Origin of the sequence: Mangrovibacter sp. MFB070 (assembly GCF_000705335.1) — a bacterium.
GTDB lineage: Bacteria > Pseudomonadota > Gammaproteobacteria > Enterobacterales > Enterobacteriaceae > Mangrovibacter > Mangrovibacter plantisponsor.
In genome coordinates, this window is the sequence record NZ_JJMI01000022.1 from 36191 (window position 1) to 60419 (window position 24229).

General features: G+C 49.5%; 29 protein-coding genes and 1 pseudogene. 16 read left to right on the plus strand and 14 right to left on the minus strand.

Annotated features, from left to right (window positions below; all coding sequences use genetic code 11):
• The first annotated feature begins 6 nt into the window (after positions 1–6).
• On the plus strand, positions 7–1011 hold the full coding sequence (locus DT73_RS09500) for an ABC transporter substrate-binding protein (protein ID WP_036107596.1): 1005 nt from the start codon (positions 7–9) through the stop codon (positions 1009–1011).
• Positions 1012–1080: 69 nt separating this feature from the next.
• Here the strand turns inward: DT73_RS09500 and ykgO are convergent, their stop codons facing one another.
• Both ykgO and DT73_RS09510 read right to left on the minus strand, forming a co-directional pair.
• Positions 1081–1221, minus strand: a complete 141-nt coding sequence (gene ykgO / locus DT73_RS09505) for a type B 50S ribosomal protein L36 (RefSeq protein ID WP_036107599.1) — start codon at positions 1219–1221, stop codon at positions 1081–1083.
• A 2-nt stretch (positions 1222–1223) separates the two neighbouring features.
• Entirely contained in the window at positions 1224–1484 is a 261-nt protein-coding gene (locus DT73_RS09510; RefSeq protein ID WP_036107602.1) for a type B 50S ribosomal protein L31, read from the minus strand.
• Positions 1485–1588: 104 nt separating this feature from the next.
• Between DT73_RS09510 and DT73_RS09515 the strand changes: the two genes are divergently transcribed.
• Entirely contained in the window at positions 1589–1822 is a 234-nt protein-coding gene (locus tag DT73_RS09515; protein ID WP_036107605.1) for a DinI-like family protein, read from the plus strand.
• 242 nt (positions 1823–2064) lie between these two features.
• Here DT73_RS09515 and DT73_RS09520 read toward each other — a convergent pair whose 3' ends face one another.
• Positions 2065–2730, minus strand: coding sequence for a hypothetical protein (locus tag DT73_RS09520; RefSeq protein WP_051691329.1), 666 nt, complete (start codon positions 2728–2730; stop codon positions 2065–2067).
• 114 nt (positions 2731–2844) lie between these two features.
• On the opposite strand from DT73_RS09520, the gene DT73_RS26560 reads away from it, so the two are divergent.
• Positions 2845–3102 (plus strand): hypothetical protein, encoded by a 258-nt coding sequence (locus DT73_RS26560; RefSeq protein WP_036107615.1) that lies wholly within the window; start codon positions 2845–2847, stop codon positions 3100–3102.
• Positions 3103–3151: 49 nt separating this feature from the next.
• On the plus strand, positions 3152–3406 hold the full coding sequence (locus DT73_RS25470; RefSeq protein WP_072006929.1) for a hypothetical protein: 255 nt from the start codon (positions 3152–3154) through the stop codon (positions 3404–3406).
• A 362-nt stretch (positions 3407–3768) separates the two neighbouring features.
• On the opposite strand, the gene DT73_RS09535 is transcribed toward DT73_RS25470, so the two are convergent.
• The 3 genes and pseudogenes from DT73_RS09535 to DT73_RS09545 form a co-directional block, all read right to left on the minus strand.
• A complete protein-coding gene (locus DT73_RS09535; protein ID WP_036107622.1) occupies positions 3769–4815 on the minus strand; it encodes a phage portal protein in 1047 nt (348 codons plus the stop codon).
• Positions 4815–5240: pseudogene (locus tag DT73_RS09540) on the minus strand (oxidoreductase); the annotation flags it as partial. The gene DT73_RS09535 and the pseudogene DT73_RS09540, both read right to left, overlap by 1 nt.
• A gap of 287 nt (positions 5241–5527) precedes the next feature.
• Positions 5528–7210, minus strand: a complete 1683-nt coding sequence (locus DT73_RS09545; RefSeq protein WP_036107630.1) for an aspartate:alanine antiporter — start codon at positions 7208–7210, stop codon at positions 5528–5530.
• Between the two features lie 372 nt (positions 7211–7582).
• Here DT73_RS09545 and ybjM point away from each other — a divergent pair, with 372 nt between their 5' ends.
• Complete coding sequence (gene ybjM, locus DT73_RS09550; RefSeq protein ID WP_072006930.1) at positions 7583–7990, plus strand: inner membrane protein YbjM; 408 nt, start codon at positions 7583–7585, stop codon at positions 7988–7990.
• 160 nt (positions 7991–8150) lie between these two features.
• Here the strand turns inward: ybjM and DT73_RS09555 are convergent, their stop codons facing one another.
• Positions 8151–8420 carry a GrxA family glutaredoxin gene (locus DT73_RS09555; RefSeq protein ID WP_036107637.1) on the minus strand — a complete coding sequence of 90 codons (270 nt, stop codon included), beginning with the start codon at positions 8418–8420 and terminating at the stop codon, positions 8151–8153.
• A 197-nt stretch (positions 8421–8617) separates the two neighbouring features.
• Here DT73_RS09555 and DT73_RS09560 point away from each other — a divergent pair, with 197 nt between their 5' ends.
• The 10 genes from DT73_RS09560 to rlmC all read left to right on the plus strand — a co-directional run bounded on the left by DT73_RS09560 (position 8618) and on the right by rlmC (position 17496).
• Positions 8618–8926: a DUF1418 family protein gene (locus tag DT73_RS09560; protein ID WP_036107639.1), complete on the plus strand. Its 309-nt coding sequence runs from the start codon at positions 8618–8620 to the stop codon at positions 8924–8926.
• Positions 8910–9632, plus strand: coding sequence for an oxygen-insensitive NADPH nitroreductase (gene nfsA, locus DT73_RS09565; RefSeq protein WP_036107642.1), 723 nt, complete (start codon positions 8910–8912; stop codon positions 9630–9632). The genes DT73_RS09560 and nfsA overlap by 17 nt, the downstream gene beginning before the upstream one ends.
• A 91-nt stretch (positions 9633–9723) precedes the next feature.
• A complete protein-coding gene (rimK, locus tag DT73_RS09570) occupies positions 9724–10626 on the plus strand; it encodes a 30S ribosomal protein S6--L-glutamate ligase (protein WP_036107645.1) in 903 nt (300 codons plus the stop codon).
• A gap of 87 nt (positions 10627–10713) precedes the next feature.
• Entirely contained in the window at positions 10714–11193 is a 480-nt protein-coding gene (locus DT73_RS09575; protein WP_036107647.1) for a YbjN domain-containing protein, read from the plus strand.
• A 354-nt stretch (positions 11194–11547) separates the two neighbouring features.
• Positions 11548–12660: a spermidine/putrescine ABC transporter substrate-binding protein PotF gene (gene potF / locus DT73_RS09580; RefSeq protein WP_036107648.1), complete on the plus strand. Its 1113-nt coding sequence runs from the start codon at positions 11548–11550 to the stop codon at positions 12658–12660.
• A gap of 153 nt (positions 12661–12813) precedes the next feature.
• Positions 12814–13947, plus strand: a complete 1134-nt coding sequence (potG, locus tag DT73_RS09585) for a putrescine ABC transporter ATP-binding subunit PotG (RefSeq protein ID WP_110025522.1) — start codon at positions 12814–12816, stop codon at positions 13945–13947.
• 10 nt (positions 13948–13957) lie between these two features.
• Complete coding sequence (gene potH / locus DT73_RS09590; RefSeq protein ID WP_072006931.1) at positions 13958–14926, plus strand: putrescine ABC transporter permease PotH; 969 nt, start codon at positions 13958–13960, stop codon at positions 14924–14926.
• The gene (potI, locus tag DT73_RS09595) at positions 14926–15771 is read left to right on the plus strand and encodes a putrescine ABC transporter permease PotI (protein ID WP_036107653.1); all 846 of its coding nucleotides are present in this window, start codon (positions 14926–14928) and stop codon (positions 15769–15771) included. The genes potH and potI overlap by 1 nt, the downstream gene beginning before the upstream one ends.
• A 67-nt stretch (positions 15772–15838) precedes the next feature.
• Positions 15839–16312, plus strand: a complete 474-nt coding sequence (locus DT73_RS09600; protein ID WP_036107655.1) for a YbjO family protein — start codon at positions 15839–15841, stop codon at positions 16310–16312.
• Positions 16313–16371: 59 nt separating this feature from the next.
• Complete coding sequence (rlmC, locus tag DT73_RS09605) at positions 16372–17496, plus strand: 23S rRNA (uracil(747)-C(5))-methyltransferase RlmC (RefSeq protein ID WP_036108706.1); 1125 nt, start codon at positions 16372–16374, stop codon at positions 17494–17496.
• A gap of 69 nt (positions 17497–17565) precedes the next feature.
• Here the strand turns inward: rlmC and DT73_RS09610 are convergent, their stop codons facing one another.
• The 6 genes from DT73_RS09610 to DT73_RS09635 form a co-directional block, all read right to left on the minus strand.
• On the minus strand, positions 17566–18294 hold the full coding sequence (locus DT73_RS09610; protein WP_036107658.1) for an arginine ABC transporter substrate-binding protein: 729 nt from the start codon (positions 18292–18294) through the stop codon (positions 17566–17568).
• Between the two features lie 162 nt (positions 18295–18456).
• Positions 18457–19125: an arginine ABC transporter permease ArtM gene (gene artM, locus DT73_RS09615; RefSeq protein WP_036107661.1), complete on the minus strand. Its 669-nt coding sequence runs from the start codon at positions 19123–19125 to the stop codon at positions 18457–18459.
• On the minus strand, positions 19125–19841 hold the full coding sequence (gene artQ / locus DT73_RS09620) for an arginine ABC transporter permease ArtQ (protein WP_036107664.1): 717 nt from the start codon (positions 19839–19841) through the stop codon (positions 19125–19127). The genes artM and artQ overlap by 1 nt, the downstream gene beginning before the upstream one ends.
• An 8-nt stretch (positions 19842–19849) precedes the next feature.
• The gene (artI, locus tag DT73_RS09625; protein WP_036108708.1) at positions 19850–20581 is read right to left on the minus strand and encodes an arginine ABC transporter substrate-binding protein ArtI; all 732 of its coding nucleotides are present in this window, start codon (positions 20579–20581) and stop codon (positions 19850–19852) included.
• A 19-nt stretch (positions 20582–20600) separates the two neighbouring features.
• On the minus strand, positions 20601–21329 hold the full coding sequence (gene artP, locus DT73_RS09630; RefSeq protein WP_036107668.1) for an arginine ABC transporter ATP-binding protein ArtP: 729 nt from the start codon (positions 21327–21329) through the stop codon (positions 20601–20603).
• A gap of 226 nt (positions 21330–21555) precedes the next feature.
• Complete coding sequence (locus DT73_RS09635; protein WP_036107671.1) at positions 21556–22050, minus strand: lipoprotein; 495 nt, start codon at positions 22048–22050, stop codon at positions 21556–21558.
• Between the two features lie 192 nt (positions 22051–22242).
• Between DT73_RS09635 and DT73_RS09640 the strand changes: the two genes are divergently transcribed.
• Positions 22243–23073, plus strand: coding sequence for an N-acetylmuramoyl-L-alanine amidase (locus DT73_RS09640; RefSeq protein ID WP_036107676.1), 831 nt, complete (start codon positions 22243–22245; stop codon positions 23071–23073).
• 87 nt (positions 23074–23160) lie between these two features.
• On the opposite strand, the gene DT73_RS09645 is transcribed toward DT73_RS09640, so the two are convergent.
• Positions 23161–24171, minus strand: coding sequence for an NAD(P)-dependent oxidoreductase (locus tag DT73_RS09645; protein WP_036107679.1), 1011 nt, complete (start codon positions 24169–24171; stop codon positions 23161–23163).
• Between the last annotated feature and the right edge of the window lie 58 nt (positions 24172–24229).

Here is a 24229-nt window from a genome sequence, read left to right on the forward strand (position 1 = left end):
AAACGAATGATACGATCTTTTCATGTAGTTGTTGCCAGCCTGATGGTGTTGCTGAGCCTGGTTTTTACACCCGCTTTTGCAGCACAACCAGCACATAGTGATGTACGCATTGCTACGTCCTGGCCTGCGCAAAATACCATTCTTGCTATGCTGGGTTACGGTAAAAATATTGTTGGTACCTCAGCAATAGCAAAACGTATACCACTGTTTCGCCAGGCGCTGCCAGGGATTGTAAATGTGCCGGATGTGAGTCTCACCTCCAGCCACGATATCAACCCTGAACAAATCCTCGCCCAACGTGCTCAATTGTTGTTTGTGCCTGAAAATATGCATATTGCTAAACAGGATATGCTGGAACAGGCAGGCGTAAAAGTGCTGGCGCTACCAGATAACTCGATGGCTGCAATGGTTGAGCGGGTGATGAAAACAGCGCAAGTTCTGGGGCCAGACGCTCAGCAAAAAGCGCAGCAGTTCCAGGCTTATTTTAATCACAATGTGGCATTGGTGCAGTCCCGCCTGGCTGGAATACCTGGCAGCCAGCGCCTGCGTGTTTACCATGCCATGATGAGCCCGGTAATGACTTCGGGAAAACCGTCTTTAAATGATGACTGGATTACCCTGGCCGGAGGGAAAAATGTAGCGGCAACATGGTTTGGTGGCAAACCCAACACCACCGGAGAAGTACCGATTGAACGTGCCGTCGCTGCAGACCCTCAGGTTATCATTGCCATGACACGCCAGACCGCACAAATGATAGAGCATTCAGCTCAGTGGCAAAGTACCAGTGCGGTTAAAAATCACCGGGTGTTTGTGAACCCGCAGGGGATGTTCTGGTGGTGCCGGGAAACCAGTGAAGAAGCATTACAGTTTGTCTGGCTGGCGAAAAAGCTTTATCCGGCGCAATTCCAGGATATTGACATGAGCAAAATGACCCACGATTTTTACCAGAATTTCTTTGGGCTGGACCTGACATCTGCACAGATTCAGAACGTGCTGGAACCACAGCACTGATGCGTTAACCTGAAAAGCCCCGGAACAGTCCAGTTGTACCGGGGCTTTTTCTTTACTACCTAAACCACCTCAGCGGCGTTTTTTCCTTCCCTGAACCGCTTTAAACCGTGGGTTGCTCTTACAAATGACGTACATACGGCCTTTGCGTTTAACCAACTGGCAATCCGGATGGCGTTGTTTAGCCGAACGTAATGAGTTCAGTACCTGCATTATTACTTGTCCTTCGAGTTAAAAAAGCGCCCAAAGCGCTGGTTGAACCGGGCGGCACTTCCCTCATTGGTAAAGGTTTTCTGCTTACCGGTGTAGTAGGGATGCGAAGCCGAAGAAACATCGATGGTGACATAAGGGTATGTGTTGCCATCAAGCTCAATTTCACGGTCTGTCGCAATGGTTGAACCTACTTTTATGTAGTGATTTGCGCTGGTGTCATGGAACACCACGGTGCGGTATTGTGGGTGAAGTCCGGGTTTCATTTTGCCTCATTATTTATCAATAATGTTATAACATAACAATTATAATACGAGCTCCGTAAGCAAAGTGCAAGCTGTCTGCGGTGTGTGAATGTGGGGAGCTGGTCATGCGTGTCGAAATTATGATTGATAAGGAACAACAGATTAGCCATGACACTCTTGAAGCCCTTGAGACTGAGCTTTACCGTAATCTGCTTCCTGTGTATCCCGATACATCCATTCGGATTCGAAAAGGCAGTGCTACCGGGCTTGTACTCAGTGGGCTGAAACTGGATGAAGATAAAAAACGTGTAATGACGATTTTGCAGCAGGTCTGGGAAGACGACAGCTGGATACATTGAGTAAACGCTAAAACCGGAAAGGATAATTTTTTAAGAGAATAAAATGGCAATAGCCCTTTTACAGGGCTATCAGTACCAACGATTATATTTAATATAAAAATAAGAAACGATAATAAACCATAAAAAGGTAAGTAATCCTGAATGGTCTGGAATGAATCGAATAAACAAAAGTGCCCCAGCTAAAATAAGTGCGATGGGCACTAAGTGGGAGTGCGCTCCCCACTGGAATAAAAATAATTTCTTCATTTTTTTAGCATTTCATATAAAGCATCACCAATAACCTCTGCATTATTACCGCCAGATTCGACTTCATAGATTACTTTGGACATTTGGGGCTCAATAAGAAAATATAACATTTCTAATTTTTCATGATAAAGTATTTGGTAATACGCTGCATCCTGAAATTTTAGTTTGTTTGCTGCCATAGCAGCTATCTGAGCCTTAGCATAAATAGCTGCTACCTTCACAAACCAGGTAGACATCTCGTTTACTTTTTTAATATAGGATTCCTGAAAATCGGCACTGCTTACAATCAATTTTGCAATTGTCATTGAAATAGCTATTTTACTCGAGTGTTCAGCCGCCTCGTATGCTTTCTCTCCTATTTTTTGCTTTATGTAAGACACCAGAGTATTGCTTTTCTCATTGCCGAGGCGCTTAAAGGTTTTTTGGAAATAGAGCTCAACCATATCAAGAACGACATCATTTCTTTTGTAGATTTCCAGCAAAGACAAATACAAACGCTTATCTTCACTCCATTGCTCATGGCACGTGCTTCCGTAGTATTCATCAGGCACTAAGCAGGAGCCATAGTTAATCAACCGCTGGCTGCCAAGTTTAACTTTTTCGATAGTCTCCATATGACTGGCATGGATCTCTTTTAACGCTTTAGTTAAAGCAATCGCCATCCTTCTATCTGATTGTGCTTTCAATTTAAATAGTTTTCTGCCATTTCCATGTGCCTTGTTGTAACATCAATGCTTAATGATTGATCATGGTCGTTCACTGGGGCAAGGTTGCTAATGAAAAAAAGTCGAAAAATCCTTATTTATGTCATGGCTGGAATTATTTCATTTCTAATGATTCCTGAGATTATCTTGAGAAAGGTTCCGAACGACATACTTGCCAGACTGAGCGATTTTACTAGTTTGGGTGGTTTATTCAGCCCATTCCTTTCGGCTGTGATTTTCATTGGTCTGTTATCCATCTTTGTCGGGATTATTGCCGTGTATGTTGTTGGTAAGGTTTATTGTGCTTTAACTCAGGCTAAGCATGATTGAATTAGTCTGTAAAAATCGATCATCATGTATGGGCGAGGCAAGGAAGATTATGAAAAAAAGTGGTAAGGCGGCAATTTATTTTTTGGTGGTGATTGTTTTCTTTCTAACTATTCCGGAGATTGTGATTCGTGTACTGACCCCGGAACAATTTGCACGACTGAGTGATTTTACTAGCCTTGGGGGATTGTTCAGTAACCTTCTTTCGATACTGATTTTTCTGGGGGTTGCATCAATATTACTTGGGATCTTTGCGATTTATTTAGCAAAAATAATTTACCGTCACCTGACACAATCCAGAAGTTAATTCATATGCTTTAATCTCACCCCGGGCCTGTTTTTCCACCTCGCATTCCCATAGCGCATTATTTTGCATGTGAGAGTTAACTTTGTTAGTCAGCGCTGAGGCCTGAGTAGGCTGGGATTCAATGAGCTGATGCAACTGCATTAAAACCGACCCATAAAGCGGGCAGGCGTGGCGGGGAAAGCATTGCGCGCCAGCGGGGGTACGTGACAGTAAAAAATTACCGCCTGAGTGCGTTGTGACGGCGTGGTTATGACTGCTGTCAGTGCATTGGTGGTCGGGTGTGGTCGTGCGTGCATGGCGCGTCTGAGGCGTGATGGTGGCAGGGTATAAAAAAGCCGCCATGATGGCGGCCTGATGCGATGTCATTCCGGGTTATCGAGGCTGTACTCCTTGAACCTGATGACCTCCATGCCGAGCCAGTCGTTGACCTCCCGGAATCTGTCCTGCAGGGGCGACAGCTCGTTACGTACAAAGACTTTTGCCACCTTCTCAACGTCACCCAGTGAACCGATGTTCTCGGGCTTGCCGCCCATCAACTGGAACGGCACGCGGTGTGCGTCCATCAGGTCAGCAGCGCTGGCTTTCTTGATATTAAAAAAATCATCTTTCGTGGCGACTTCACTCAAGGGCACAATTTTAATGCCGTCCGGTTTACCGTTGGGTGCGTAGAAAAACAGGTTCTTGAAGTTACCCAGCCCCTTTGAGTTGCGCATCGCCTCGCGCAGTGATTCAACGTCGCTGCTGCTCTGTGCGGCATCGGTCACATACATGATGTAACCCGCGTGCGCGCCGTTCTGGTAATACTTGCGCCGGAACAGGGTCGCGGATTCATTCAGCCAGGCGGAGTTAAGGGCGCTCAGGTATTCGGGCAGGCCGTAAATTTCCTGATTAATGTCGGGCTCCAGCAGGTGAAACACGCTGTCGGGGGCGAACGCATGGGGCAGGGTGAAGTTTTCCACAAACCAGAATACTGACTCATCGACTCCGCGCCGGGTGTATTTGGCCGGTGAGGTTAACAGCCTGATTAACTGGCCGGTCACGCTGTGGCGCTGTTCCAGAAAGGCGTTACCAAACACCAGGTAATCCAGGGCAAAGCGGCTGAAATCCTGACGGGACAGCAACGGGTGTGGAATGTAGGTACTCGCCAGCACATTGCGTTTCACATAAATCGGTGAGCTGTGGTGCACGGCAGAGCGCAGGCTTTTCGCCAGCCCGGCGAAGCTGACCGGCGGCTCATACCATTTGCCGTTACTGATGCACTCGACATAATCCAGAATGTCGCGCTTGTCGAGTACCGGCACAGGTTCGCCGAAGGTGAATGCTTCCATTTTCTGCGGGGCACCGGCGGTCAGTGGTTGTGGTTTACCGGCCTTTTGCGCGGCGACTTTACGGGATTTTTGTTTACCCATCAGTTGAACTCCAGAATTGAGGCAGACTGCATGCCGCTTCCGGCGGCAAGCGGTTCATTTAACAGGGCGTGCATGGTCGCCCAGGCGATATCGGCGTGACTGGCTTCCTCGGTGCGGCTGGCCTCATAGGTGGCACTGCGCCCACTACTCGTCATGGTCTTGCGGATGGACATAAACGACTGCGTGACGTCGGTTGCGCCTGCGTCATATTCCAGGCACCCCCGGCGGATGGTGTCTTTTGCCTTGAGCACCATGGCGGTTTTCATTTCCGGGGTGTAGCGGATGCCGCGCGCCGCCGGGAAGAATGAACGCACCAACTGGAACACACCGAGCCCGAGGCCGGTGGCATCAATACCGATGTATTCGACGTTGTATTTTTCGGTGAGTTTGCGGATGCCCTCGGCCTGTGCGGCAAAGTCCATGCCTTACCCGTGCCTGAATGGACGCGTTGTTGATGAATCTTCTTGGCTAAAAATATTCTGCCGCCATTTTGTCGCCATTGGTACGAGATGTGATAGGTAACTTATTGATTTTAATTTGGATAAATCGCAGGCAATAAAAAACCCATCAATCTTGAACCAAAATGGCGTGATTGATGGGCTCCACAAATTTGGGGACATCAAAGAAAAGCAGTGGCACTAATTCAGACTGCACGCCCCAAAAAAAGTTCTCCGCTGACCTAAAAAAAATTTATTTTTTTCTGTGGTCAACGTCACATCCCCGGCCAGATAACAATAATCAATGTCCCGGCAAGGGTTAACAACACGTTAGCGATGGCATAAGTTCCGGCGTAACCCAGCGCCGGGATGTTGCTGCGGGAAGCATCACTGATAATTTCCATTGCGGGTGCACAGGTGCGCGCCCCCATGATTGCGCCAAACAGCAACGCCCGGTTCATACGCAGTACATAAGCCCCAAACAGAAAGCAAATTAATACTGGCACCAGGCTTACAACCAGCCCGGAAGCCAGCATTTGCCCGCCAATCGCCCCCAGGTTGTGACCAATACCGCCTCCGGCACTCAAGCCTACACCCGCCATAAACACCATCAGGCCAAACTCTTTCACCATGTTGAGTGCGCCCTGGGGAATATAACCAAAGGTGGGGTGGTTGGCTCGCAGGAAACCGAGCATAATCCCGGCAAACAGCAGCCCCGCGGCATTACCGATACCAAAACTGAACGAACTGAACTGAAAGGTAATCATCCCGATCATCAGGCCAATAATAAAGAAGGCGCAGAAAGCCAGCAGATCGGTGATTTGGCTGTGAATGGAAATAAAGCCGATGCGTTCTGCAACCGTTTTAACCCGACGTGCGTCACCACTCACCTGCAGTACATCGCCTTTGTTCAGGACAATGTTGTCGTCGATTGGCATCTCTATTTGGCTGCGAATAACACGGTTAAGGAAACACCCGTGGTCCGTGAGCTTAAGCTGCGCCAGGCGGCGGCCAACAGCGTTGTGGTTTTTTACCACTATCTCTTCGGTGACAATGCGCATATCGAGCAGGTCGCGGTCAAACACTTCTTTCCCGTTACGGAAACTGGGGTCCAGGCGCGCATGGGCATCCGGGTAGCCAACCAGGGCAATTTCATCCCCCATCTGTAAGACTGCATCGCCATCGGGGTTAGCCAGAATACCGTTACGGCGAATACGCTCAATGTAGCAACCTGTCTGGCGGTAAATACCGAGTTCTCGCAGGTTTTTACCATCGGCCCAGGCGACCAGCTCTGGCCCAACCCGGTAAGCGCGAATAACAGGCAAGTAAACTTTGCGGTTGGAATCGGTATCCAGACCACGCTCGCGGGCAATTTGCTGAGCGCTGGTTTGCAAATCCTGGTGCTGCAGTTTTGGCATATAACGGGCAGCAACAATCAGGCTGACCAGGCCAATAAGGTAAGTTAATGCGTAACCCAGGCTCAGGTGGTCAAGCGCGTTGACCAGTTCCGGGTGATTTATTCCTGAATGGCGCAAGGTATCGCCCGCACCAACCAGTACGGGTGTGGATGTCATAGAACCAGCCAGCATACCTGCTGTCAGGCCGATATCCCATCCGAAAAGTTTGCCCAGACCCAGTGCCAAAAATAATGCACTACCCACCATGACCAGTGCCAGCATCAGGTAATTTTTACCATCCCGGAAGAAAATGGAGAAAAAGTTCGGGCCCGCTTCCACGCCAACACAAAAGATGAACAACATGAAGCCCAAATTAAGTGCGTCTGTATTTATTGTGAAATGTTGTTGGCCTAATAATAAAGAAACAACCAGAACACCAATAGAATTACCAAGTTGGATTGAACCAAGGCGCAATTTACCCAAACACAGGCCAAGGGTGAGTACGACAAATAATAACAGGATGTAATTCCCGTTTAACAAATCTGCGACGTTTATGTTCACGGAAGCTAACTTCTTCTTTACTTGTAACTCGTTGAAAAAAATGATTGTTTTACACGCGTCTTTCGCATAAAAATAACACTATCGGCTGGCAAAAACTTCAGTGTTATATCGCCTGCAAAGAGTACGATGGGCGCTAGTGTAATCGTTATGGTTATCAACAGCCAGCAAGAAAAATGTAGTAAATGGCATCTCTGTTATATGTGGAATCATTCGCATTACCGGTAATGTGCCACGGAAGGAGGCTTCATATGAGGCGTTCGTGAAGCGAGCCGGTTGGAATACACAGAAATAAGCAGTGTGAAGGTGAGTGGGTAATACAGGTTTTGATAAGGACATTGGTAAAGTCAGCGCCCATTTGGGTTGCTCAACGTAATGGAAAAGCAAAGGAGGACGACTTTGTTATTCAAACGTTCATGGGGAGGCGGTTTATTCTGTTTTATCCTGTTCATTCTGGCATTTGTGATCCACAACCTCTTTTTAACTGACTCGGCACCCGCCAGCGGTAAGATGGATCCCGGAATGTTGTGTTTCATTGTTCCCGGCGTACTGGGCAGTTTGTGTTCGCGCCGTGCGCGCTTTTTTGCGCCTGTGGCCGGGTCATTAGTGGCTGTTCCGGTTTGCCTGTTGTTAATCAATGTGTGGGAACAGGACGATGCAGGCCTGTTGCAGGAGCTTGCCTGGCTGCTGAGTGCGGTATTCTGGAATGCCCTGGGTGCACTGTGTGTGCTGTTTCTCATTACGCTTGTCTGGCGGCAGGATGCCAGAAAACATCGGGTATAAAGCCCGGTAAGTCATTGCGGGTAAACAGAAAAGTGTTTTTAGTTTTCGGTGAAAAACTGGATAACAATCAACGGGTTGTGTTGATTGCGGTTTAACCCACCGGTTTGCTGTCAGCCTGTCACCGGGTCCGAAGACCCGGTGTTTGTTTTTTTGTGTTTTTTCAGTTTGCAGGTGAAAGAACAGGGTGTTGCTCAACCCAGGCAGCAAAGTCAGTAAAACCACCAATATGTTGTTTATCCACAAATATTTGCGGCACTGTGTCGACGGGTTTCCCGGCAGCTTGTTGCAGGTCTGCTTTAGTAATACCTTCTGCATGAATATCTACATAGCGAAACTCAAAGTCACTATGTGATGCACTGAGTTCTTCTGCCAGCGCCTTCGCACGTACACAATACGGGCAGCCGGGGCGTCCAAAAATTACAGTAAGCACAGTTGCTCCTTAGCTGAAGTTATCTTGCTAACTATTTTGCTGCTCTGCACCTGTTGGGGGAAGTTGAGTTTGCCTGTTGCTTTGATAACTGAAAACAATGAAAGCGTTCACCTGACGTCTGCCATCCTTTCATTATTGGCCTGACCGGGAGTGGTTTAGGGCTATACTAATGGGCCCACCACACAAGGAGACCGACCATGCGTTCACTGGGAGCATTACCTAAATCCGTGTTGCTGCTGGAAACCCTTGGCATTGTGCTGCTGTGTGTCGCCTGGCTGGTTGCCCATGGCGTGATATCAGTAACCGCTTTTCTTGCCACGGACATGGCTGTGATTTTGCTTATATTTAGCGGTATTGTACTGATGTTGCCTGCTGCAGTAGTGTTACTTGGCCAGATGGGGAAGAATTTGGCACCGTTATTATTTAACGGAGCTAACACACCAGCGGCAGATGACAAAAAAGCTGCCAATAAGGCTAAGGATAAAAATAATGACGCCAACCATTGATTTACTCTGTGCGCATCGCTCAATTCGCCAGTTCATTGATAAACCTGTCAGCGATGAACAACGTGCTGCGCTGTTTGCTGCTGCGCGCAGCACATCCACATCCAGCTTTTTACAGTGTAGTTCTATTATTCGGGTTACAGACCCGGCACTACGAGAGCAACTGGTTACGCTAAGTGGTGGCCAGGCACATGTTGCCAGTGCTGCTGAGTTCTGGGTGTTTTGTGCAGATTTTAACCGCCATTTGCAAATCTGCCCTGGTGCCCAGTTGGGTTATGCTGAACAGTTGTTGTTGGGAGCGGTGGACACCGCCATGATGGGCCAAAACACCATGGTTGCGGCTGAGTCTCTTGGCCTGGGTGGCGTTTACATTGGTGGGATCCGCAATAATATTGAAGCGGTAACCCGCTTGTTGAAGTTACCAAAATATGTTTTGCCACTGTTCGGGTTATGCCTGGGCTGGCCGGATGAAAACCCGGAAGTTAAACCTCGCCTGCCGGAAAGTTTGCTGGTACATGAAAACCAGTACCAGCCGGTAGATGCCGCCGAACTGGCGAATTATGATGCAACGCTTGCGGATTATTACCTCAACCGCACTACGCATAAACGCAAAGACACCTGGAGCGACCATATTCGCCGCAAAATAGTCACAGAAAGCCGCCCCTTTATCCTGGATTTTCTGCATAAGCAAGGCTGGGCAACCCGCTAATATTCTCTCTGCTTTCCCCCTTACAGGGGGAAACGGGTGGTGGTACTATACGCGGGTTTTAAGGCTGGTCAGTCTCTTGCAGAGGTGCAGGGTGAAAATTGCCATTCTTTCCCGTGATGGAACACTTTATTCTTGTAAACGTTTAAAGCAGGCAGCGCTCAATCGTGGGCATTTTGTCGATATTATCGATCCGTTGTCCTGTTATATGAATATCAACCCCGCCAGTTCGTCTGTGCATTATAAAGGGCGGCAGTTACCACATTATGATGCCGTCATTCCGCGTATTGGCTCCGCAATTACTTTTTATGGTACTGCGGTATTGCGCCAGTTCGAAATGTTGGGCAGCTACCCTCTTAATGAGTCGGTCGCAATAACTCGCGCCCGGGATAAACTGCGCTCCATGCAGCTGCTGGCCCGGCAAGGCATCGATTTACCGATGACCGGGATTGCGCACTCACCAGACGACACCCACGATCTTATTGAAATGGTTGGGGGCGCACCGCTGGTGGTAAAACTGGTTGAGGGTACCCAGGGCATTGGTGTGGTTCTGGCTGAAACACGCCAGGCTGCTGAAAGTGTGATTGACGCTTTCCGTGGCCTGAATGCCCATATTCTGGTGCAGGAGTTTATTAAAGAAGCGCAGGGGCGGGATATCCGTTGCCTGGTTGTCGGCGGGCGTGTTGTTGCCGCCATTGAGCGCCAGGCGAAAGACGGAGATTTCCGCTCTAATTTGCACCGGGGAGGCAAAGCAGTTGTCGCCAGTATTACGCCACAGGAGCGTGAAGTGGCGATACGTGCGGCTTCAACTATGGGGCTGGATGTTGCCGGGGTGGATATTTTGCGTGCCACCCGTGGGCCGCTGGTGATGGAAGTGAATGCCTCGCCAGGGCTTGAAGGTATCGAAAAAACAACTGGCATCGATATTGCTGCACAAATTATCGGCTGGGTGGAAAGCCAGGCCCGGCCCGGTTTCTGTCTCAAAATGGGCGGTTAAGTGCGTTGTGGCCATATGGCCGTGGTACAGGGCGCCATTTTTGCGTAAGCTATGGCGTCGATTTTCTATTGAAGAGGTTATACCCGTATGGATTCACTCGTCGTCCCTACCCTGGACACGCTACGCCACTGGCTTGATGACGCTGGCGTAAGCTTTTTCGAGTGTGATTCCTGCCAGGCGTTGCATCTCCCCCATATGCAGGAGTTTGCTGGTGTGTTTGATGCCAAGTTGGATCTGGTTGATAGTGTGCTGGTTTTTTCCGCCCTGGCTGAGGTCAAACCTTCCGCTTTGTTGGCACTGGCAGGGGATATTTCAGCAGTCAATGCCAGTTCACTTACTGTGAAAGCGTTCCTTGATGTTCAGGATGACAACCTGCCACGCCTGGTGGTTTGCCAGGCTTTTCCCGTTGCAGTAGGTATTAGCCGTGAGCAGTTTACGCATTTTTTGCGCCAGAGTGAGGAACAGATCTCCATGGTGATTCTGGAAGCCAGCGCCCAACAAATGTTGTGGAATGGGGATGAAGATGATGCTTCCCGCCGCTCGGTATCCAGCCATCTGTTACACTGATTTACCCGCCTGAGGCGCAGAAAGCTATCTGTGTACTGCGCCTGTTGTTTCTCTACTTGTACCGGCCCGCTGCTTATATCCATGTGTAAATAGTGGATATTGTGGCGCTTTGTTGCTCATTTCCTGATTGATGCCTAAAAAATTGAAAAAAGGCGTTTTTTAATCCCCACCCACGGCCAAAATCCTGGCTACATTTACACTGCGTTATCACTTGTTACTGGCCTGGCGCGAGTGTGAAATTTTTTTACGTCCGTATGACAAAATATGCATGAATATTGCATCAGGTTAATGGCCTGATTTTACTCGACGCCATGCTGAGCGCGAGTTTTACCCTTTATTCAGAAGGAATAAGATATGTCCCGCCAAAGTAAAAAATGGTTGTCTGGTTTGGTGGCTGGCGTTCTGATGGCTGCTTCTGCCTCAACGCTGGCTGCGGATGGAAAGACGCTGCATGTGTATAACTGGTCGGATTATATTGGGCCGGATACCGTAGCCAATTTTACCAAAGAAACCGGTATTAAAGTTGTTTACGACGTTTTTGATTCAAACGAAGTACTCGAAGGCAAACTGATGGCAGGCAGTACCGGGTTTGACCTGGTGGTTCCGTCGGCCAGCTTTCTTGAACGCCAACTGATGGCCGGTGTGTTTCAGCCCCTGGATAAAAGCAAACTCCCCAACTGGAAAAACCTCGATCCGGCGCTGTTAAAGCTGGTTGCCAAACATGATCCCGACAACAAATACGCTGTGCCTTATATGTGGGCGACTACCGGGATTGGCTACAACGTAGATAAAGTTAAAGCGGTACTGGGTAAAGATGCACCGGTTAATAGCTGGGATTTGGTACTGAAACCAGAAAACCTCGAAAAATTAAAAAGTTGTGGGGTTTCTTTCCTGGATGCGCCAGAAGAAATTTTTGCAACAGTGCTGAACTATCTTGGCAAGGATCCGAACAGCTCTAATGCATCTGACTACAGCGGTGCAGCAACCGACTTGTTACTGAAACTGCGTCCAAGTATCCGTTATTTCCATTCTTCTCAATATATTAATGATTTGGCAAATGGCGATATTTGCGTGGCGATTGGCTGGGCAGGGGATGTATGGCAGGCCGCTAACCGTGCGAAAGAAGCGAAAAACGGCGTGCATATCTCTTATTCAATCCCGAAAGAAGGTGCTCTGGCGTTTTTTGACGTCTTCGCGATGCCAGCTGATGCGAAGAATAAGGATGAAGCCTATCAGTTCCTTAATTACCTGATGCGCCCGGATGTGGTGGCCGATATCAGCAACCATATCTATTACGCTAACGCCAACAAAGCTGCAACGCCGCTGGTGAATGCTGAAGTGCGTGATAACCCGGGTATTTACCCGCCGCCAGATGTTATGGCAAAACTGTTTACCCTTAAAGTTCAGGACCCCAAATTGGATCGTGTAAGAACACGAGCCTGGACAAAAGTTAAAAGTGGTAAATAAGTCAGTAAGTTAATAGAACGAGGCAATGCACCTTTTTGGTGCGCTATAAGGTGCAATTGCCTCAAAATGATGCAAATAACGTTATGCATCGCAAGCCAGTAAATTGTACGCCTGTTAGCGTATAAGTTTTAGATTTGCCGGAGAGCACAATCAGTGAACGATGTCATTCCCCGCCCACAAGCGAAGAGTAGTAAGGCGTTAACGCCATTACTGGAAATTCGGAATCTGACAAAATCCTTCGACGGCCAGCATGCCGTTGATGATGTCAGTTTGACTATCTACAAAGGTGAGATTTTTGCACTGCTTGGTGCCTCAGGCTGCGGGAAATCTACGCTGTTACGTATGCTGGCCGGGTTTGAGCAACCAACAACAGGGCAAATCATGCTCGATGGTGTAGACCTGGCTCATGTACCGCCATATCAGCGCCCCATCAATATGATGTTCCAGTCTTATGCCCTGTTCCCACATATGACAGTGGAGCAGAATATTGCGTTTGGCCTCAAACAGGACAAGTTACCCAGAGCGGAAATTGCCAGCCGGGTGGAAGAAATGTTGAGCCTGGTGCACATGCAGGAGTTCGCCAAGCGTAAACCTCACCAGTTATCCGGCGGTCAGCGTCAGCGTGTTGCGCTGGCTCGTAGCCTGGCTAAACGCCCTAAATTATTACTGCTCGATGAACCAATGGGCGCTCTGGATAAAAAACTGCGTGACCGTATGCAACTGGAAGTGGTGGATATCCTGGAACGTGTTGGCGTGACCTGCGTGATGGTAACCCACGACCAGGAAGAAGCGATGACTATGGCCGGCCGCATTGCCATTATGAACCGTGGCAAGTTTGTGCAAATAGGCGAACCGGAAGAGATTTATGAACACCCGACCACAAGATATAGCGCGGAATTTATTGGTTCGGTGAATGTATTTGAGGGCATCCTGAAAGAGAGCCAGGAAGACGGCCTGGTTATCGATTCCCCTGGGTTGCGCCATCCGTTGAAAGTGGACCCGGATGCTTCTGTGGTAGAAGGCGTACCTGTCTGGGTGGCCCTGCGCCCGGAAAAGATCACCTTGTGCGAAGACCCGCCAGCAGACGGTTTTAACTTTGCGGTAGGGGAAGTTGTGCACATTGCTTATCTGGGTGACCTCTCTATTTACCATGTGCGGTTAAGCAGTGGGCAGATGATTAGTGCCCAGTTACAGAATGAGCACCGGTACCGGAAAGGAATGCCTACCTGGGGCGACGAAGTGAAGCTTTGCTGGGATGCGGATAGCTGTGTCGTCTTGACAGTTTAGGAGTTGTTCTATGAGTAGCTATACTGAGCCCACACCAACATCGTCGAGTACCTCCCAAACACCACCCGGTTCATTACGCCGCTGGTTAGGCAGGGTGCAAATGGCTCATGGGCGCAAACTGGTTATTGCCTTGCCATATCTGTGGCTGTGCCTGTTGTTCATGTTGCCATTTTTAATTGTTTTCAAGATTAGTCTTGCCGATATGGCGCGCGCTATTCCGCCTTATACTGACCTGGTCAGTTGGGCAGACCAGCAGCTTTCGGTGTCGATTAACCTTGGTAATTTCCTGCAGTTAACGGATGACCCACTGTATTACGAAGCCTACCTGCAATCGTTACAGGTTGCGGCGGTTTCAACCATTTGCTGCTTACTGTTGGGTTACCCACTCGCCTGGGCCGTAGCTCACAGCAAAACTTCTACACGTAATATTTTGCTGTTGCTGGTCATCTTACCTTCCTGGACATCATTCCTTATTCGTGTTTATGCATGGATGGGAATTTTGAAAGAAAATGGGGTGTTGAATAACGTGCTGTTGTGGTTGGGCGTGATTGACCATCCGCTGACTATTTTGCACACCAACCTGGCGGTGTATATCGGGATTGTTTATGCCTATTTGCCCTTTATGGTGCTGCCTATTTATACCGCGCTGACGCGAATTGATTACTCCCTGGTTGAGGCTTCGCTGGATCTCGGCGCTAAACCCTTGAAAACCTTTTTCAGCGTTGTGGTTCCGCTGACCAAAGGCGGCATTATTGCTGGTTCCATGCTGGTGTTTATTCCGGCCGTTGGGGAGTTTGTTATCCCTGAACTTCTGGGAGGCCCGGACAGCATTATGATTGGCCGTGTCCTCTGGCAGGAGTTTTTCAATAACCGTGACTGGCCGGTTGCTTCCGCTGTCGCGATTACAATGCTGGTGGTATTGATAGTGCCCATTATGTGGTTCCACAAGTATCAGAACAAAGGCATGGGAGGACATTAATGAATACGTTACCTGTTGTACGTTCTCCATGGCGGATTTTTATCCTGGTTGTCGGGTTTACCTTCCTGTATGCCCCGATGCTGATGCTGGTTATCTACTCATTTAACAGCTCGCAATTAGTAACCGTTTGGGCTGGCTGGTCCACCAAATGGTATGGCGAAGTGTTTCGTGACACCGCCATGATGAATGCTGTTGGGCTGAGTTTGTCTATTGCTGCGTTATCCGCCACGATGGCGGTTGTTCTGGGGACGATTGCCGCAGTGGTGATGGTGCGTTTTGGGCGTTTTCGTGGCTCGAATGGCTTTGCGTTTATGCTCACCGCACCACTGGTCATGCCGGATGTGATTACTGGGTTGTCATTACTGTTGCTGTTCGTGGCAATGGGTAGTTCACTGGGATGGCCGGGCGAACGTGGCATGATGACCATCTGGCTGGCACATGTCACATTCTGCACAGCGTATGTTTCGGTGGTGATAAGTTCTCGTTTGCGTGAGCTGGATCAGTCCATTGAAGAAGCGGCTATGGATCTGGGGGCCACACCACTCAAAGTGTTCTTTGTGATAACAGTTCCCATGATTTCGCCGGCTATTATTTCCGGCTGGCTGCTGGCCTTTACGCTGTCACTGGATGACCTGGTCATTGCCAGCTTTGTTTCCGGGCCGGGTGCAACCACGCTGCCAATGCTGGTGTTCTCCAGTGTGCGTATGGGGGTTAACCCGGAAATCAACGCGCTGGCATCAATTATTCTCGGGGTAGTGGGGGTTATCGGCCTGATTGCATGGTGGTTTATGGCAAGGGCTGAAAAACAGCGTATGCGTGATATCCAGCGTGCAAGGCAGCACTGAAAGGCCTAAAATCAGTGGGATATAGGCGTGCTGTTACAACAGCATGTACTGACAAGGAAACGAGGTTGTGGATATTTTGAGCAAATACCCCGCTGGTCAGGCAAAACTGAATGTGCCCACACTGGTTTATATTGCCGCTATTGGCATTATCACCACCCGCTGCCTGGATGTCCTGATGCTGTTTAACGCGCTGGGTGTCCAGGGGAGTATTGATTTTATACAGCGCAGCGTCCAGACCTGGGCGCTGACGCTGATTTTCTTTGCCAGCCTGGTTTTGCTCTTTATTGAAATACGTTGTGCTTTCGTTATTTTGCGGGGGCGCAATTGGGGGCGCTGGGTTTTTCTGGCAACTCAGGTAATCTCTTCTGTGTATCTGTGGTGCGCCTCACTGGGGTGGGGCTACCCGGAGTTATTCAGCATTCCTGGTGAAAGTAAAAGTGCCATTCTGCATGGGTTGTTCATGCAAAAACTACCCGACTTACTGGTTCTGGCCCTGTTGTTTGTGCCGCTGCGTAGTCGGCGTTTTTTTCGGGTTCACTAAGCAGCAGGCAGCGCCATGCCGTGGTAGAATCCCGTTCCGCGTTTTTTCAGGGCTTTTTTATGCAGTGCGAACTCTATGCTGAAGGGCGTTGCCACTCCTGCCAGTGGCTGACGCTTCCCCTTGCTCAACAACTTGAAAAGAAAATGGTGCATTTGCGCGAGCTGCTTGCGCAAATGCCTGTTGGTCAGTGGTGCCAGCCGGTTAGTGGTGCTGAGCAGGCGTTTCGCAATAAAGCTAAAATGGTGGTGAGCGGCAGTGTTGAACGCCCAATTCTTGGGGTCCGTAACCGTGACGGCAGTGTGGCGGAACTGACGGGTTGCCCGCTGTACCCGGCGGCTTTTGCCGGGGTGTTTGCGGCCATTAAGCCGTTTATAGCCCGGGTTGGTCTCACGCCCTATAACGTTGAACGGCAACGAGGTGAACTGAAGTACCTGTTGCTGACACAAAGCCAGCATGATGGCAGCCTGATGCTGCGTTTTGTGTTGCGCTCTGCAGCTAAAATTGCCCGCCTGAAACAGAAACTGCCCTGGCTGCAGGAACAGGTTCCCCAGTTACGTGTGATTACGGCCAATATCCAGCCGGTACATATGGCCATTATGGAAGGGGAAGAAGAGATTCTGTTAACCCCGGACACAGCTTTGCGGGAAGTATTCAATGGTGTGCCATTGTGGATCCGTCCGCAAAGTTTTTTCCAGACTAACCCGCAAGTTGCCAGTGCATTGTATGCCACTGCCCGAGACTGGGTGCGCGCATTGCCTGTGCAACATATGTGGGACTTGTTTTGTGGTGTGGGTGGGTTCGGCCTGCACTGTGCTACACCACAAATGCAACTGACCGGAATAGAAATTGCTCCGGAAGCCATCAATAGTGCCCAGCTGTCTGCACAAGAACTGGGGCTTAAGCATGTTGACTTTCAGGCACTGGATTCCACTTCCTGGGCTACAGGCCAGCAGGCGGTACCAGACCTGGTGCTGGTTAACCCCCCCAGGCGCGGGATTGGCCCTGAGCTGTGCCATTTTTTAACTGATATGGCTCCGGGTTTTATTGTCTATTCCAGTTGTAACGCAGTCACTATGGCTGAAGATATTCGTCGCCTTGCTGGTTACCGTATTGAGCAGGTTCAGTTGTTTGATATGTTCCCGCATACTGCGCATTATGAAGTGCTGGCATTGCTACGCCGCTGAAGGCAGGTGCGATAAACAAAAAAACCGCTGCACCGGAGTGACAGCGGTTTTTCTGGTGTTGCTACCGGTTTATTGCGGGAACCATTTATTACTGATTTTCTGGTAAGTCCCGTCTGCTTTGATGGCGTCCAGTGCTGTATTCAGTTGTTTCAGGAGCGCCGTATTTTGTGGGCGAACGGCAATACCTAAGCCGGTGCCAAAATATTGTGGATCAGTAACATGCTGGCCTACTGCGGCCAGTTCCGGGTTCGTTTTCAGCCACTCATTCACCACCGCTGTATCACCAAAGACACCATCCAGGCGGCCATTTTTCAGGTCGATGATGGCATTCTGGTAACTGTCATAAGCCACGGTTTTAATCTCAGGGTGTTTTTCCTGCAGATATTTTTGGTGAGTAGTCCCGTTTTCCATGCCAATCCGTTTGCCTTTTAAGTCTGCAAAGCTGGTGAACTGCCCTTTTTTGGCAATAACTACAGCAGAGTTAGCGTAATACGGCTGGGTGAATGTGACTTGTTTACTGCGTTCCGGGGTAATGTCCATGCCGGAAATAACGGCATCAAACTTACGGAACTTAAGTGACGGGATCAGGCTGTCGAATGCCTGGTTGGTAAAGGTGCAGTCTGCCGCCATTTTTTGGCACAAAGCATTGGCCAGATCGATATCAAAACCAACAATGTGGTTATTGGCATCTAAGGATTCAAAAGGAGGGTAGGTGGCAGAAAGCCCAAAGTTAATTTTTTCTGCTGCGCTAACCTGGAAAGCACTGGCCATCATGGCAACCAATAACCATTTTTTCATTGTGTGTTGCTCCTGTCTGTCACTGTTTTTTTATGTTCGTGATAGCGGGAGTATTATCCATAATGAATTTATATGCAATTAAAATGTATAATTAGTTATTTGTATGGGTAAAAAAAAGGCGACCCGGAGTCGCCTTTTGCACTGACTGATAATATTAAAAACTTAATTACGGCGTTCAAAAGCCAGCGCGCGGCGTTCGATTACACGCATCAGTAATGTAAGAATGCCATTTACTATCAAATAGATGACTCCGGCAGCACCAAACACCATGACGTCATAGGTGCGGCCATACAGCAACTGGCCATAGCCCATTACTTCCATCAGTGTGATGGTATAAGCAAGCGAGGTGCTTTTGAATACCAGAACCACTTCGTTGGAATACGAAGACAAGGCGCGTTTGAAGGCGAATGGCAACAGGATTGCCAACTGGTCTTTACGGCTCATCCCCAGTGACTGGCAGGATTGCCACTGCCCGGCAGGGATCGCGCGAATTGCACCATAAAATAACTGCGTGGTATAGGCCGCGCTGTTAAGTGACAATGCCAGCATTGCGCACAACCATGGCTCAGACAGCAAATGCCATAACACCGGGTAGTTTTGCAGCGAAGGAAACTGACCAGGCCCGTAGTAGATAAGGAAGATCTGCACCAGCAAAGGCGTACCGGTAAATAACGTGATATAGCCACGTACCAGCAACGCCACAACTGGCGTTTTCAGCGTTAAAATAACCGTGAAAACCAGTGACAGCGCGAGTGCCAGAATAATCGAAGCAACGGTCAGCGTCAGGCTGGTGTGCAGGCCTTTTAATAACTCAGGTAAATAAGCGAGCATTATTCCGGCCTCCGCTCAAAACGTGTCGCGCGCAGGTCAATACGTTTAAGAACATACTGGCTTATCAGCGTGATGACCAGGTAGATAGCGGCTGCGATAATGTACCAGGTAAAGGGCTCCTGAGTGCGCGTGGCAATACTGCGGGTTTGCAACATCAGGTCGTTAACACTTATCAGTGAAACTAAAGCGGTATCTTTCAGCAGAACCAGCCACTGGTTGCCTAAACCGGGAAGGGCATGGCGCCACATTTGCGGCATAACAATGCGGAAAAAGATGGCAGCTTTGCTCAGCCCCAGAGCCTGGCCTGATTCACGCTGGCCTTCCGGTACTGCTTTCAGTGCGCCACGTAACGTTTGTGAGGCGTAAGCTGCATACAGCATCGACAGCGCAATAACCCCACACAGGAACGGGCTGACATCAAAGTTCTCAATCTGTACCTGGATATGGAGTTGAGTGAAACCGAGCGGCAGGGTAAAACCATCTGAAAGCGTCAATAACAGCTGGGAAGCGCCAAAATAGACAAACAGAACCACCAGAATTTCCGGCAGGCCACGCAGCAGGGTAACTAACCCGGAGGCCAGCCACGAAACGGCGCGCAGGCGCGATGACTCCAGCACAGCAAACAGCATCGCCAGAGCAAGGCCAACAGCCAGTGCACAAACGGCAAGGCCGACGGTCATCCCGGCGGCGCTTGCTAAAGGAAACATTTCGTTCATTCAGTTGATTACTTCTGGAACCATTTGTTGTAGATGGCGGTGTATGTCCCGTCAGCTTTTACTTTGTCCAGCGCGGCGTTGAATTTCTGCTGCAACTCGGTGTTACCCATACGCACAGCAATACCCAGGCCAGTGCCAAAGTAGTCTTTATCTGTCACTTTATCGCCCACAGCCGCCAGTTTCGGGTCTGCCTTCAGCCATTCGGTAACTACTGCAGTATCACCGAATACTGCGTCGATACGGCCATTTTGCAGATCCAGTTTAGCGTTCTGGTAGCTGTCGTAGGGTACAACCGTGATTTCCGGGTGTTTATCCATAATAAATTTCTGATGCGTGGTACCGTTCTGCACACCCACTTTTTTGCCTTTCAGTTCAGCAATAGTGGTGTATTTACCTTTCTGGCCAACAAACAGTGCAGAGTTGTCGTAATAAGGTTTGCTGAACAGAACCTGTTTTTCACGCTCAGGAGTGATATCCATCCCGGCCATAACGGCATCAAAACGGCGGAATTTCAGGCTGGGGATCAGGCTGTCAAATGCCTGGTTAGTAAATGTGCAGGTTGCATCAATTTGTTTGCACAAAGCGTTAGCCAGATCAACGTCGAAACCAACGATTTTGTTGTTGGCATCCATAGATTCGAACGGAGGGTAGGAGGCTTCTGTTGCAAAACGGATTGTCTGTGCGGCAGTCGCAGAAAGGCTCAGGCTGGCAAGCAGCGTGGCAATAATTACTTTTTTCATTGTCATTTCCCAAACAACATCAGTGAGAGAGATACTGTTTAAACGCATCGGTTTGCGGCTCGCTAAAGCAGGACGCATCGCCTTGTTCAACAATGTGGCCATTTTCCATATACACAACACGGCTGGCCGTTTTACGTGCGACTTCCACTTCGTGGGTCACGATGACCTGAGTGATCCCCGTCTCTGAAAGCTCACGAATAATACTGACTATCTGCGCGGTAATTTCTGGATCCAGCGCGGCAGTCGGTTCGTCAAACAACAGAACCTGTGGTTCCATCATAAGTGCTCTGGCAATGGCAACACGCTGTTGCTGACCACCAGATAAATGCAATGGATAGCGGTCACTGTACGGGGTAAGGCGCAAGCGGTTAAGTAGCTTTTCCGCTCTGGCGCGGGCTTCATCTTTACTCAGGCCCAACACCCGGCAGGGGGCTTCAATTAAGTTGTGCATCACTGACAGATGCGGCCACAAATTATATTGCTGAAACACCATACCCACATTCTGGCGTAGCAGGCGAATCGCCATATCACCTGGGGTTTTGGTGAAATTAAACTGGTTGCCCGCGATGTTCAGCGTCCCGGAACGTGGCATTTCCAGCAGGTTAAGTACCCGCAGCAGCGAACTTTTGCCTGCACCACTTGGGCCAAGCAGCACCAGCGTTTCGCCCTGAGGGCAATCCAGGGTGATATCGAACAGCGCCTGATGCGCGCCGTAGAAGCAATTAATGCTGTTTAGTTGAATACTCATGCGAAGCAGTCGAATAGCTATTGAGGCCGCAAATAGTAACGTTCGCAGAATACTTATGCAATATTTATGGGTTAAAACTTAAATTCGACTGGGTAATCCAGTTAAATGCAGCATAAGATAACGGGGTCAGGGGGAGGTGAGTATAAATGTCGGTGATTTAACAAAATGCCAGACTATTTATACGGTTTACTTTTCCTGACCCGCAGAGATTGGCCGCCAGCTACAGTTAGTGGCGTTCAAGTGACTGGCGAAGTGTACCAGCGACAGCAGTGCTGGAAGGAGTCAGGTAACGAATGTCATCCACCACCCAGCACTGGCCTTCACGCACCATCAGCACTTCATCTTTCCCTTCGTTTGTCCCTTGCTTAATACTTACACGCAGTGGGATGTTTTGTGCATCGCTATTGGGAATGGTTGAAGCGCTGGCAACACTGGCGCTGTCCGGGGCAGGCGTGAAACTGGAGAATTTAAGGGTACTGCTTTGTTGCTGCTGAACCAGTTGCCACAGGTTGTCGCTCAAATAAGGGCGTAACCCGGCTACATCAGTTGCATTACGGTGGTTTGCCCGATAATCGTAAAATTGCTGTGCGACGCTGTCCGGGCCGCCATCTGCACATGGACCCACGCGAGTGCTGGTATCCTTAATGGCTGGGGTCACAGTGGTACAGGCGCTGAGAACCAGCGTACTGGCAAGAGAGAAACCGGCCAATGTTTTACGCATTATTATTTCCTTATGTATTTTGAAAACGGATGTGAACAAGCATACCTCTTACAGAGAATAGCTTGTTCCGTGTTATTCGGTTGGTGCAGTTGTGCTAAGCGCGTAAGATAGTTGGCCTTAACAGGATGTTTTTCCCCGGTATTCACTACTTTTGGGGAAACAAGAGTAAACAATGGCAGGAAGAATGCAGTCATGATCAAGGCATTTATTTATTTTTCGCTGGCGCTGTTACTGGTGAGTTGCCGTGGCAATAATGACATTGAAGACCGGGGTGCCTACCAGGTTAATACCAGCCAGCATGCTTATGCCGCATTTCCCCGTGTGCGCATACTGGTGATTCATTACACCGCAGGTGATTTCGATACCTCCCTGAGCACACTGGTTGGTAATAATGTCAGCGCACACTATTTAATTCCGCAGCTACAACCCAGACCGGGCGATAAACCGCTGGTGTGGCAACTGGTTCCTGAAAGTGATATCGCGTGGCATGCCGGGGTCAGTTACTGGCGCGGCACCACCCGGTTAAATGATGTCTCTGTTGGGATTGAGCTGGAGAATGCCGGTTGGGTGCGGGAACACGGCGTGAAACATTTTGCTCCGTTTCCGGTTACGCAGATTAATGCTTTGATCCCTCTGGCGCGCGATATTATTCAGCGCTACCACATCAAGCCGCAAAATGTAGTGGCCCACGCAGATATCGCACCGCAACGTAAACAAGACCCTGGCCCGTTATTTCCATGGGAAATGCTGGCACATGAAGGCATTGGCGCCTGGCCCGACACAGCTCGGGTTACGGCGTATCTTGCCGGGCGCCCTGCCTGGCAGCCAGTCCCTATGCCAGAAATGCTGGCGTTGCTTTCACGCTATGGCTATGAAGTGACGCCCGGAATGAGCGATGCAGAACAACACCGGGTAGTGGCAGCTTTCCAGATGCATTTCCGCCCGGCAAAGTATGATGGCAACCCAGATGCTCAAACCGAAGCAATAGCCCGTGCATTGCTGGAAAAATACCCACATCACTAATAATCAGCCTGGAGTGCGGTATTGGTAACCAACGCGCACAGCCATTATGGGGTGCGCTTTGGTTAATGAGGGAATAGCAAAAAAACGTTAACGCAACCGCCCATGGTCTTTTAACCACTCTGCAGTCAGGTGGATGCCTTCATCAAGAGAAATAACCGGCTGGTACCCCAGTTCTGTTTCCGCCCGCTGTGTATCCAGTGTGAAATCAAAATTGAGTTTGGATACGCCGTAGTGCGTGAGCGCGGGTTCACGCGATGCTTTATTGCCAAAACGTTCCATACCGCGGGCAAACATATCCAGCATGGGGTAAGGCACTGAACGAATGCGGCACTTTATACCCAGTTCATCAATCAGGCGTTGCACTATTAACCGTAATGGGCGAGCTTCCTGGTTAGTAATATTGTATGCCCGCCCGGATGGCAGCTTGTCGCAGGCTTCACTGCTTGCCAGCCACATGGCATGTACCGCGTTTTCCTGGTAAGTCATATCCACCAGAGCATTGCCACCGCGTGGCAGTAAAATACTGCCATAGTGGCGCATCATTTGTACCAGGCGCGGGAAAAACACTGTGTCATGGGGCCCAAACAGGCTTTGTGGGCGTAAAACAGTAAAGCGGGTTTGTGGGTTGGATTGCGCAAGGTGATGAATGACATCTTCTGCTGCTGCTTTACTGCGGGCAAACTCGTTGGCATAGCGCACAGGGCGAAAATCTTCGTGTACGTTATGGTGGTGGTGGTAATCGAAATAGAGTGAAGGTGAGGAGATATGGACAAAATTCCGCACGCCCCAGGCTACAGCCCACTCACCCAGGCGACGGGTTGCCCGGACATTCGCCAGATCAAAAGCATCCTGGGTTCCCCAGGGAGAGGTGAAACTGGAGCAATGCCACAGAGTATCGACCCCCGCAAGCATGGCTTTTGCCTGCGAAGAGACGAGGTCTGTCAGGTTGGCATGGATAAATTCTGCGCCCAGTTTTTCCAGCAGTTGCCCCATGGCTGCGTTGGTTCCTGTGGCACGCACACTGACACCTTTTTGGCGCAGGTATTCCACCGCATTTCTGCCCAGGCCACTGGTTGCACCTGTGATCAGTACCTTCATGTAAACTCAGCTTTCTTTTGAAATGACGTGCGCATTTTTCCGTGAAAAGCGCGTACAT